Below are 12293 nucleotides of genomic sequence, written 5' to 3' on the forward strand. Positions count from 1 at the left end.
TCTCCAATGCTACTTATATAATGTTATGCTCTTCTAGAAATTGCTTATCTTTTATAATATTCTCATACCTATCATCCCTTATAATGTTATGATTCTCTGAAAACACTATTCCTCGTTTAAATATTCCCTCTACATATTCAAAGTCATGAGTTGCACATATTATTGTCTTGCCACTTTTATTTAACATTATCAATAATTCTTTTAAAAACTTTTTACCTTTAGGGTCTATTCCGTTCATAGGTTCGTCCAAAACTAAAACTTCTGGATTCAAGGCTAAAACACTAGCTATAGAAACCCTTTTTTTCTCTCCTCCACTTAAGTTATAGGGATGCTCATCTTTAACTTTTTCTATATTAAGCATCCTTAAACAACTACTAACTCTCTTTTCTATATCCTCATTACTCAACCCCATTTGAATAGGACCAAAAGCGATTTCTTCAAATACTGTAGAACAAAAAAGTTGGGTATCAGAATTTTGAAAAACAAAACCAATCTTTTTATGAAAGGACTTTGAAAATTTATTATTTTTAATTGTTTCTTCACTAATCTCAGTTTCATCAAAAAAGTATTTTCCTTGGCTAGCAAAAATAATTCCGTTTAACAATTTTAGAAGAGTAGATTTTCCACTTCCATTAGGTCCAATAATAGCAATAGATTCTCCTTCTTCTATATTTATGTCAATCTTATTTAGAGCCACTTTATTTTTATATTTAAACGAAACATCTTCGAGCCTTATCATAAACTACTCTCCTTAGTTTTAAACGAATTTAATTATAAATAAAATAAATAAACCTAAATTTATAATTACATATATATAATCATATTTCTTAAATGTTAAATTTTTAGATATACTATATTCTCCTACAAAACCTCTACACTCCATTGCACTAGACATCTCTTCACTCATTTTATAGGATTTTAAAAAAACATTTCCCACTATACTTGAAATAAATTTATTTTTATTTTTCGAACTTCCTACTGATCTAAGTTTTAACGCAAATAAAAGATCAATAGAATATTCGGCTAATAGTACAATATATTTTATCGTTATATCCATAATCCAAATAAATATATCCGGTATAAACATTAGTTTTAAAGCTTTATTAATATCACTCCATCTGGTTGTATGAGATAAAATACTCATCAATACTATTGTACTTAATACCTTTTGTAATATTAATAAACTGTTGTATATATTCCCCATTAAAATAGCTGGTATTAATGCTATGAAAGTTATAATAGGAAAAATTAAGCTCATTTTGATTATCCTTATCCTGTCTCTTTTATTCATCATAAAAAGGCTAGATAATAAATATATATCAAAAATACCTACATATATAAAACTTCTGGTTATTGCTATAGCTATTAAGCTTAAGATACTAATAACTACTTTTACTAATGGATTTATGTGATAAATTATTCCCTCTTTAATCTTATTCTCTCTTATAATAGAAACTGTTTTTACCATAGAAAAAATACTTTTCTCAATGTACGAGTTTTTTTCATCTTTAGGTATATAGCTATCTTTTTCTAAAAGCCACTCATCAATCATTTTGCACCTTTTGACTATTTTTATATGATACTTTTCCCCAAAGCTTTATTATTAAAAATATTACAGCTATTCCTAATAAAGCTGAAAGAATATATGCAAAATATTCTTTTAAACCTTCTAATCCATAATCAGGCATTGGTGCTGAGAAATTAAAACCATTTTTCATTCCATTAGGAATAAAACCTACAAGTTCTTGAACTTCTTCTGCTCCCCATTCCCCCCAAGCTGTACCAGTTGCCAAAAGTCCTAATGGTGTTGCTAAAACCAATATTCCTATTAAAAAATATAGTGGTTTTATTTTATTATTAGATTGCTTATATATTATTTCTGGTGTTAATTTCTTTACATAGCTATACACACCAGTAGTTATAATTCCTTCTAAAACTCCTGCTACTAATAAATGAGGTATCATCATAGCTGGGATTGCTATAGCTAATCCATAGGGACTATATATAGGTAATCCAGCTCCATCTTTAAAAAGTATTGGTTGAATACCAAATTCAATAGCTGTAAATAAAGCAGCTATATTTAAAGATACATATCCTGCTATAAAAACTCCTATATATTCTCCTTTTTTATTTTTAATAAATCTTTTTATAAAATTGAACACATAGTGAGCAGTAAAGGGCATAATAAATGCCATATTAAAGCAGTTAACTGCTAAAGCTAAAACCCCACCATCTCCAAAAAACAAGGCTTGTACAGTCAATGCTATAGTAACTGAAATAACCGCGCAATAAGGACCTAATAAAATTGCTGCAAGGGCTGCTCCAACAGCATGTCCAGTAGTTCCTCCTGGAAGTGGAATGTTAAACATCATAACTAAAAAAGAAAAAGCAGCACACACTCCAAGCAAAGGCATTTTTTGTCTAGTTACTTCCTGTTTTATTTTTATAACAGCTCTCCTCCATACAGGTACCATTGCTACTCCAAAGGTAGCACAAGTAGAAGGACTTAGATAATTATCTGGTATATGCATTTTAACCCCTCCAAATTCTTTAAACACAAATATTGTCATAAAATCTTTTCTGATTTCATGACAATACCTTATTATTTAAACAAATAATTCTGTAACATTTTTTAACTCTTCACGAATTTTAATAGCTTGTGGACAATGAGTTTCACATTTACCACATTCAACACATTTTGACGCTCTTTCCTCTTCTCTTACAGAACTATATCTTGCTTTAAGTTCTTTTTCTGTATCAGGTGTTGCAAATAAACTAAATTCATTATAATAAGTGAAGTTTTTAGGAATATTTACTCCTGCTGGGCAAGGCATGCAATATTCGCAAGCTGTACAGTTAACTTTTATCCTTTGTTTAAATACAGTTTTAACTTTATCCATTATTTCTAATTCTTTATCTGTTAATGAGTTTGGCTCTGCTTGGCTAGCAACTCTTAAATTTTCTGTAACATTCTCCATAGTATTCATTCCACTTAAAACAACCGATACTTCTGGATGATTCCATACCCATCTTAGTGCCCACTCAGCTGGAGTTCTTTTTACATCTGCTTCATCAAATGTATTCATAACAGCTTCTGGCAGATTTTTAACTATTTTTCCACCTCTAAGAGGTTCCATAATAGCAACACCTAAACCTCTATTGGCAGCATATTCTAGCCCTTCTTTTCCTGCTTGATAATCCTCATCTAAGTAATTAAATTGTATTTGGCAAAATGACCAGTCATAATAATCCACAATTCCCTTAAATACTTCTAACTTATCATGGAAAGAGAATCCAGCATATCTTATTCTTCCATCTTTTATAGCTGAATCTAAAAATTCATCTATACCTAATTCTTTTAAGTTTTCCCATGTTGCTGCACTAAGTGCATGCACTAAATAGAAATCTATTCTATCTGTTTGCAAACGCTCTAATTGTTCGTTAAGGTATTTGTCCATGTCTTCTCTAGTTTTTATTAACCAACTAGGAAGTTTTGTTGCTATATTAACTTTATCTCTATAACCATCTTTTAATGCTCTTGCAACAAAAGGCTCACTTTCTCCTCCTCTTCCCATTCCTGTGCCGTGGTAGGGGTAAGCAGTATCAACATAATTAAGTCCCTCGTCAATTGCATGACGAAGCATCTTTATAGCCTTTTCATCATCTATTTTTGTTGTATCTCCGTTTATGATTGGTAATCTCATACATCCAAATCCTAATGCCGAAACCTTCTCGTTAGTTTTTCCATAAGTTCTATATAACATAGTAATTCCTCCTCTTAAACTTCTATTTATCTATTCATAAGGATTTTGGGCTTAATCCTTATATGTTTTATTTATATGCTTTAGTCATAATTTCTATGGTTTCTTCTAAAGATAATTTATATGGATCTAATCTAAAAAGTCCTCCCATAGTTTCTCTTGCATTATTAGCTAGTGCTGGTATCTCTTCCTTTGTTATTCCATAGTCAGACATCTTTAGATTATCAACTCCACACTCTTTTTGTAACTTTAATAAGGCATCTACAAACATCATAGGACGTTCTTCTTTAGGTACTGAATGGAAATCAACCCCCATAGCTTTAGCCATAGATACGAATCTTTCGGGAGCCTTATCTGCAAAAAACTTATAATATTCTTCTGAAAGCATAATTAACCCAGCTCCATGAGGAAGCTCTGGATGATGTGCACTTAGCGCATGTTCCATTGAATGTTCTGATGTACAGCTAGATGTAGACTCAACTAATCCTGAAAGAGTATTAGCTAAAGCCACTTGTGTACGAGCCTCAAGATTATCACCTTCATTAACACATATAGGAAGATATTTTGCTATTAACTTTATACTTTTTAAAGCATAGGCATCACTTATAGGTGTTGAAATATTTGCTATATATCCTTCTGTTGCATGAAACAATGCATCAAACCCTTGATAGGCTGTTAAATTTTTAGGAACTGTTAGCATAAGTTCTGGATCAACTACTGATAAGGTTGGAAATGTATCTTCATTACCGAAACCTATTTTTTCATTTGTTTCTTCTTTTGTTATAACAGTCCATGGATCAGCTTCTGTTCCTGTCCCTGCTGTAGTTGTTATTGCAACTATAGGAAGTGCACCATTTTTAACTTGAAGTCCTTTCCCAGTTCCACCAGATATATAATCCCAGTAGTCTCCTGGATTTTTTGCCATTACTGCAATGCTTTTTGATGAGTCGATACTGCTTCCCCCTCCAAGTCCTATTACAAAATCACAGTTCTCTTTTTTTGCAATATCTGCACCTTCCATTACATGAGCTTTAATAGGATTAGGTAATATCTTATCAAATAAAACGTATTCAATTCCTCTACTAGATAAGATCTTCTTTAACCTATCTAAATATCCGTATTTCTTTACTGATTTTCCTGCTGTAGTTACAATTAATGCTTTTGTTCCAGGAAGTTTTTCCCTTGATAATTCATCTAACTTTCCAGGCCCAAATAAAATTTTTGTAGGTATATGATAATTAAAGTCCATAAATCCACCTCCAAATAAATATTTTATTTATTTCATTAAATACAGTATAGACATATAGTTGAGGTTAAACAAGAATGTACTTTATTGATAGATAGTATCCTTTATGATACCTATATTATGTTAAATTTAGTTTTTATAGTATAATAATATTATACATTATCATTAAATCTTTAGGAGGTGCTTATGCCCAACAATCTAAATAAAACTAAAAATGCTACCTGTGAATTTGAAGTAGCTTTTGAGGTTATAGGTGGTAAATGGAAACCCCTAATCTTATGGTTTTTATCTAAATCCGGAACTTTAAGATTTACTCAAATTCAACATTTTATTCCTGATATTACACATAAAATATTAACTAAACAATTAAGAGAATTAGAGGAAAATCACTTAATCGTGAGAAAGATTTATCCTGAAGTTCCTCCAAAGGTTGAGTACTCCATAACGAATAGTGGCAAAGAGGTTATCCCTATTCTTGGAATGATGTGTGATTGGGCCTATAAAAATGATTATTTCGATTATGATATCAAATATAATATTTGTGATGAGGACTGTTCTAATTCTTAAATTATTTTTGTAATTATATATTATTTAATTATACTCAAAAGGGGCCATAGCAAAACTAGCATATTTAGTTTTGCTATGGCTCCAAAATTATCTTTTATTATATAAATCTTAAGCTATCTTTCCTGCTATTTTGAATCATTAATTACCTGACTTCCTTCTATATCTATATTTATGTCTAAATTAAAATCTACTTTATCCATTATGTTTTCAATATTAAGCCCATGATATTCAACTTCTAGCTCTCTTTGTATATTTAAGATGTCTATATTTTCTTCCTTACATTTTCTTAATAGATTTTCACACCTATCCTTTACAGTTTTTTCTGCTGATTCTTTTACCTGCTTTCTAATATTATCATTTGTTAATGTTATACCCTTTTGCGCCTCCTCTAAAGATGACCTAACATTAATTTTAAAGTCACATTCTATTCTATCTCCATTATACTTAAGAGATTTCTTAGTGGAGCCTTTTAATATATCTAGTGATATAACCTTACCTTCATTCATAGGATTTTTAGTTATTATAGCTCCAAGTTTAATATCATTCATAAGAAATTTATATGCCTCTACTTCCTCTTTTTCCAGTCTTCCTATCATTTTATCATCACTTATAATAGCTGCACCACTAAATTCAAGTCGATCTCTTTTACTCTCCTCACTTGTTTTTATAATAGGCATTATATTGACTCGGCTTCCCATGAGCCTATTATTTGAATATTCATCAAGTCTAAGTCTTGCTATATTCAATAACTTACCTTGATATATCATACTATTATCAAGAAATAATCCTATAAAGTTTTCATCCCTTATTTGGATATCTACTAGATCTTCTGGATTACCGCAATATATGAACATAAACTCTCTTAATGTTGGTCTTTGATTTCTTAATGAAGAATCTACCAAGATATCCATACCAGCCCTTGCAGCTCTCTCAGTATATATTAGAACTCTATTAACATCGTAGGCCACAGGAGAACCTGTAAGTGTATTTATATCATAAAAAGCATCTAAAAGGGTTTCTCCCCTTCCCTTAATTATAACTCTATCTTCTCTTCCCATTTTTTCTTCTCCATACCTATGGGTTTTAAAAAACTCTCCATATAAAATTATATCTCCAGAAGTATCCACATCTAATATAGTTGCTAATGAAAATAATAATTTATTCATGTCTCTATAATTAAAACATCCTACATTTAAAGTTGTAGCTATTACCATAAAAATGCATATTAACTTCTTCATATTCTAATCCTCCTCAGAGAATATATTAGATGATATTTTATCTAAATCCCCTCTAAATATAACATCTTTATATTTAAAGCTTTTTAATGTTCCTAATGGATACAGATACGGATACCCGCAACTAGTTAAACTAGCTAAATGAGACACAAATAATACAAAGCTTATGTAAAATCCTGGTAATCCCAAAGAAGCTGAAAATATTATTATCAAAATATTCCAAGTGAAGATTGCTACATAAACCTTAGGAACCAAATATGATGCTATAGAAGTAATCGCTACAACAACAACTGTAACTTGTGATGCTAATCCAGAATTCACTGCCGCATCTCCTAATATAAGTGCTCCTACTATACTTAATGTGGGCCCTATTGGTTGAGGAAGTCTGACACCGGCCTCTCTTATAATTTGAAAGAATATAATCATATACAGTAGTTCTACCACTGTTGGGACTGGTACTCCAGCTCTAAATACAGCCATTCTAAGTAAAAATGTTGAGGGTACAAGTTTAAAGTGATAGGTAACTAAGGCTATATATATTCCTGGAAGTAAAGTAGATATCCCAAATGAAAACCACCTTAAAAATCTTGCTATATTCGCCATAAATTTATTTAGTGTATAGTCATCAGTGGTTTGGAAGTTTTCTATAAAAAAGTACGGTGCGGTTATTGCAAAACTACCCCCATCTGCCATTACTAAAACTCTTCCTTCTGATATCTTTGATGCTGCAACATCTGGCTTCTCAGTGTAGCCAATAGTATCAAAAGGAGTTCCTTTATTCCTCAACCCTTCTTCTATAGAAGAAATATCAAAAATAAACTCATCTTTAAAATTTCTGCTTATATCATTTATTTTGTCTCTTACTGTCTTTATAAGTTCTTCTGGCGTTTTATCTTCCATATAAAAAATTGCAACAGTAGTTTTTGATTCCTTTCCAAGAATAACACTTTCTATTTTCAAGTTAGCGCTTTTAATCCTTCTTCTTATAGCTGATATATTATCTTGGATATTCTCTGAAAAACCTTCTCTTGGTCCTTTTATTACTGTTTCTGTAATGGGAATATCAATAGATCTTTTAGGAAAACCTTTAACCTCACAGCATAAACATCTATTAATATCATCAAAAATTATTACAGCATTAGCAGTTAAAATACTAGTTATAATCTCTTCTTTACCTTTTACCTCTGCTATTGAATTGGATACTATAACTCTTCCCTTTATGTCATCTACATTGTGGTATTCTTCTCCTCTTGTCATAATTGGTGCAATTATATATTCACTTATAAACTTGGAATCACATAAGCTTTCTATATAAACAATGTAGATATTATTATCATGCCACTTAATTTCTCTATATTTTACATCAAAGGTATTGTTCAAGCGTTCTCTTACATATTCAATATATGAAACTCCCATAGTTCATCACCTTTTAAACTTTTCTATTTAATATGTAATAATATTCCCTATTTCGAAGATAATAAGTATATGTAATTATTTCTAGGTTAACCATAATTTTAGGAGGATGCTCTTTTATGGATAAATTTTCGCCAAAACATTTTATTTTCTTAATACTAGGAGTATCAATAGTCTCTTTAAAAACTTATCCTACAACTTTTATACGCGACGGATTAAGGGATACATGGATAGGTGTAATAATATCATCTATTATAATTTTTATAGTTTTTTTATATATAATCAAGATATGGAAAAAGAAATCAGACTATAATTTAATTAAGATATATAGAGAAGCTCTAGGTACTAATCTAGGTAATATAGTAATTATTTTATTTATGTTTACACTTTTTTTTACATTGATTGAAAGTGCTTCTATTGAAGCAGACTCAATGCACCAAAACATGCTCCTTGAAACTCCAAAATGGTACTTATTATTGTTTTTTGTTATCCCAGCTATATACACAATAAAAAAGGATTTAGTTTCTATTGTCACTATATCTATAATAGGAATTTTACTTATAATTATTGCTGGAATAAATCTTTCAATATTAACTACAAAATATAAAGATGTAAAGCTTCTATTTCCTATATTTGAACATGGTCTCACCTCTGGTTTTTTTATTTCTATTCTTAAATCCTTAGGGCTATATGGTTCAGTCTGCATAACCCTTCCATATTTAAATAAAATAAGTGATAGAAAAAGTAGAATGACTAGATATGTTGTGGTAGCTTTACTATTTGTTATACAAATGCAGATATTGGCTATCTCAGGTATATTAATGACCTTTACTCCTGATTTAGCAATTACTATGAATTATCCTAAGCTCCTACAAACTCAACAGGTGAGCTATCTGCAATTTTTAGAATTTGGAGAACTTTATGTAATGCTTCAAATAGTTGGTGGATGGCTTCTTAAATATATCATCACCTTTTATTCATTAGTACTGCTTTTAAGAAACTTTAATATAAGGGAAAAATACGTATCTTATTCTATCTACGCTATTAGTTTCCTAGTGTTTATATGCGCTTATATTTCTTCTAAAAATTCTTTCATACTTTTTAAACTTCTTAATTATTATGAATTTGTAGCACTTATAAACTTTGTTATTATTCCTTTAATTGTATTTATGCGTTTTAATAGCAAACTCAAAGTTCAAAAGAGCTCTTGATATAATTCACTAAAGCCTTTAAACTTAACTAGACCCATAAAATATAAAGGGAGAATGAATTATGAACTTTAAAGACTTAGGAATTAATGATGATATTATAAAGGTATTAAGAAAAAATGGTATTACAGAACCTACCGAAATTCAAAAAAGCAGCATAGCTTATATAAAACAAGGTAGGGACGTAATAGGTGAAGCTCAAACTGGCACTGGAAAAACTCTCGCTTTTTTACTGCCTATATTAGAGAATATATCCCCTGAATTACAGTCAACTCAAGCTTTAATACTTACGCCTACTAGAGAATTAGCTATACAGATAGCTGAAGAAGTTAATAAGCTAAAAGAGGTTAAAAATATAAATGTTTTATCTGCCTATGGCGGTAAAGACATTGGATCTCAACTAAAAAAATTGAAAAAGAATATTCATTTAATTATAGCAACTCCTGGTAGGCTCCTTGATCACATTGAGAGAAAAAGTATTGATCTTAGTAAACTTAAGACTTTTATCTTAGATGAAGCAGATCAAATGCTTTTAATGGGATTTAAGAACGAAGTTGAAACTATAATTAAAGAAACGCCTAAAAAACGTCAAACTATCTGCTTCTCTGCTACTATAAACTCTGATGTTAAAAAACTGGCATATAGATATATGATTGACCCATTAATAATTTCAGTACAGAAAAAAGATGTTACTCTAGATTCTATTAAGCAGTTTGTTGTTAAAACCGTAGATAGAAGAAAAAAAGATGCTCTATGCAAAGTTCTTGATGAAGATAATCCGTTTATGGCTATAATCTTTTGCAGAACTAAAAGAAGAGTTGATGAACTTGAGCTGGCTCTACACCAACGTGGATATAATTGCGTAAAATTACATAGTGATATATTACAATCAAAACGTGAGAGAATCATGAAATCTTTTAGAAATGCTGATATTCAATACCTAATTGCTACAGATGTAGCTGCTAGAGGATTAGATATAAGCGGGGTTTCCCACATATATAATTATGATATTCCTGAAACTCCTGAGAGCTATATACATAGAATAGGAAGAACTGGAAGAGCTGGCGAAAGCGGTTATACCTGTTTATTTATTGATCCAAAGGATAACAGAGCCTTAGAAGAAATTGAAAAAGCCATAAAATCTAAGATCCCTGAGAGAGAAGTTAATATATAGAAAAAACAGGACTGTAGTACTAAATAATTAGCCCTACAGTCCCATAAATATGCCTTATTTTAACTTTCCACCCTCTACAACAAGCTCATCTGGACTAACTGAATCACCATAAACTGGTTTTAAAGTTTCTTCATATGCCTTGTGTATAAAGTTCTCTTTTCCTATAGTTTCAAGTTCTGAGTTTATCCAATTTAATAACTCTGTATCACCTTTTTTAACAGCTGGAGCTATTGAATCTATCCCACCTAAAGATGGAAGAGCCACTGTGAATCCTGGATTTGATTTCGCCCAAGCAAGAACTTCTGTATTATCATGTGCTAAACCTGCTCCACGTTTATCTTTCATAGCTTCAAAAGTTTCTGTGTTTTGGTCAAACTTTAATAATTCTATTTCTGGATGATTTTTTGTGAAATAATCCTCTGCTGTAGTTCCTTTGTTGACAATAAGTTTTTTACCTTTTAATTGATCAACAGATGTTATAGGTGCATCATCTGGAGATACAATTCCTAGAGAAACCTTCATATAAGGGTTAGCAAAATCTACTTTTTGTTTTCTTTCATCTGTAACTGTGAAGTTAGCCATTATTATATCTACTTTATTTGATTCTAAGTATGCAACTCTGTTAGCTGCTTCAACTAAAACAAATTCAACCTTTGATTCATCTCCTAAAAGATCTTTTGCAAATCTTTTAGCTATTACTACGTCGAATCCTTGGTTTTTACCATTAGAATCTACATAACCAAATGGTGGCTTATCACTAAATACACCTATTCTTATTTTTCCGTTTGCTTTTATTTGTTCTATAGAAGATTTATTTGAATCATTTGCTGGCGCTGATTTGCTGCAACCTGCAAAAGCCCCCAATAAAACAGTTCCAGTAATTACAGCTGCTAAAATTTTTTTAATACTTTTCATTATTATTCATCCCCTCTTTTATTTAATATTGAAATATATTTAGAAAGCGCTTTGCGCGTTCAGTCTTTGGATTTGTGAAAAACTCTTCTGGAGTAGTTTCTTCACGAATATTCCCTTTATCAATAAATACAATCTTATCAGCAACAGCTTTAGCAAATCCCATTTCATGAGTTACTATAACCATGGTCATACCTTGTTTTGCAAGCCCTAACATAACATCTAAAACTTCTCTAACCATTTCTGGATCTAAAGATGCTGTTACCTCATCAAAAAGCATTATTTCAGGATTCATACATAAGGCTCTTACAATAGCTATTCTTTGCTTTTGTCCACCTGAAAGCTGTCTTGGATAAGAATTCATTCTATCAGCTAATCCAACTCTCTCTAATAACTGCTTAGCTTGCTCTAAAACCTCGTTTTTATCTCTTTTTTGTACCTTTGTAGGTCCTAGTAATATATTTTCTATAACTGTCATATTAGGAAATAGTTCGTAATTTTGAAATACCATACCTATCTTTTGACGAACTTCTCCCCAATTAACATTTTTATCTATAAGGTTATTACCATCTAACCTTATTTCCCCGCCTTGTATTTCCTCAAGACCGTTAATACATCTTAATAGTGTACTTTTTCCACATCCTGATGGTCCTAAAATAACCACTACTTCACCTTTTGTTATCTCAAGATCAATATCCTTCAATATTTGTTTCCCATCATATCCTTTATTTAATTTACTTATTTCTAGTAATATCTCTTTACTATCTTTAACCACTT

General features: G+C 30.6%; 12 protein-coding genes. 3 read left to right on the top strand and 9 right to left on the bottom strand.

The annotated features are described in order from the left end of the window. Window positions 1-13 precede the first annotated feature (13 nt). The 5 genes from L1S49_RS00535 to L1S49_RS00555 form a co-directional block, all read right to left on the bottom strand. The gene (locus L1S49_RS00535; RefSeq protein WP_238902107.1) at window positions 14-739 is read right to left on the bottom strand and encodes an ABC transporter ATP-binding protein; all 726 of its coding nucleotides are present in this window, start codon (window positions 737-739) and stop codon (window positions 14-16) included. 18 nt (window positions 740-757) lie between these two features. Next, window positions 758-1552 carry an energy-coupling factor transporter transmembrane component T gene (locus L1S49_RS00540; RefSeq protein WP_238902108.1) on the bottom strand — a complete coding sequence of 265 codons (795 nt, stop codon included), beginning with the start codon at window positions 1550-1552 and terminating at the stop codon, window positions 758-760. Then, window positions 1545-2531 carry a cobalt transporter CbiM gene (gene cbiM / locus L1S49_RS00545; protein WP_238902306.1) on the bottom strand — a complete coding sequence of 329 codons (987 nt, stop codon included), beginning with the start codon at window positions 2529-2531 and terminating at the stop codon, window positions 1545-1547. The genes L1S49_RS00540 and cbiM overlap by 8 nt, the downstream gene beginning before the upstream one ends. Window positions 2532-2606: 75 nt before the next feature. Next, window positions 2607-3764: an aldo/keto reductase gene (locus L1S49_RS00550; RefSeq protein WP_238902109.1), complete on the bottom strand. Its 1158-nt coding sequence runs from the start codon at window positions 3762-3764 to the stop codon at window positions 2607-2609. A 67-nt stretch (window positions 3765-3831) separates the two neighbouring features. Continuing rightward, window positions 3832-5010: an iron-containing alcohol dehydrogenase gene (locus L1S49_RS00555; RefSeq protein WP_073019403.1), complete on the bottom strand. Its 1179-nt coding sequence runs from the start codon at window positions 5008-5010 to the stop codon at window positions 3832-3834. Between the two features lie 183 nt (window positions 5011-5193). Here L1S49_RS00555 and L1S49_RS00560 point away from each other — a divergent pair, with 183 nt between their 5' ends. Beyond that, entirely contained in the window at window positions 5194-5574 is a 381-nt protein-coding gene (locus tag L1S49_RS00560) for a helix-turn-helix domain-containing protein (RefSeq protein WP_021803402.1), read from the top strand. A gap of 125 nt (window positions 5575-5699) precedes the next feature. Here the strand turns inward: L1S49_RS00560 and L1S49_RS00565 are convergent, their stop codons facing one another. Together L1S49_RS00565 and L1S49_RS00570 are read right to left on the bottom strand one after the other, a co-directional pair. After that, on the bottom strand, window positions 5700-6812 hold the full coding sequence (locus L1S49_RS00565) for a Ger(x)C family spore germination protein (RefSeq protein ID WP_238902110.1): 1113 nt from the start codon (window positions 6810-6812) through the stop codon (window positions 5700-5702). 3 nt (window positions 6813-6815) lie between these two features. Beyond that, complete coding sequence (locus L1S49_RS00570) at window positions 6816-8225, bottom strand: spore germination protein (protein WP_238902111.1); 1410 nt, start codon at window positions 8223-8225, stop codon at window positions 6816-6818. A gap of 116 nt (window positions 8226-8341) precedes the next feature. Between L1S49_RS00570 and L1S49_RS00575 the strand changes: the two genes are divergently transcribed. Together L1S49_RS00575 and L1S49_RS00580 are read left to right on the top strand one after the other, a co-directional pair. Then, window positions 8342-9433, top strand: coding sequence for an endospore germination permease (locus L1S49_RS00575; protein WP_238902112.1), 1092 nt, complete (start codon window positions 8342-8344; stop codon window positions 9431-9433). Window positions 9434-9494: 61 nt separating this feature from the next. After that, window positions 9495-10604, top strand: a complete 1110-nt coding sequence (locus L1S49_RS00580) for a DEAD/DEAH box helicase (RefSeq protein ID WP_238902113.1) — start codon at window positions 9495-9497, stop codon at window positions 10602-10604. Window positions 10605-10658: 54 nt separating this feature from the next. Here the strand turns inward: L1S49_RS00580 and L1S49_RS00585 are convergent, their stop codons facing one another. Next, a complete protein-coding gene (locus L1S49_RS00585) occupies window positions 10659-11519 on the bottom strand; it encodes a cysteine ABC transporter substrate-binding protein (RefSeq protein ID WP_238902114.1) in 861 nt (286 codons plus the stop codon). Between the two features lie 22 nt (window positions 11520-11541). Next, window positions 11542-12291: an amino acid ABC transporter ATP-binding protein gene (locus L1S49_RS00590; protein ID WP_238902115.1), complete on the bottom strand. Its 750-nt coding sequence runs from the start codon at window positions 12289-12291 to the stop codon at window positions 11542-11544. Window positions 12292-12293 lie beyond the last annotated feature (2 nt).

The sequence above is a fragment of the Clostridium sp. YIM B02506 genome (assembly GCF_022324845.1).
GTDB lineage: Bacteria > Bacillota > Clostridia > Clostridiales > Clostridiaceae > Clostridium_T > Clostridium_T intestinale.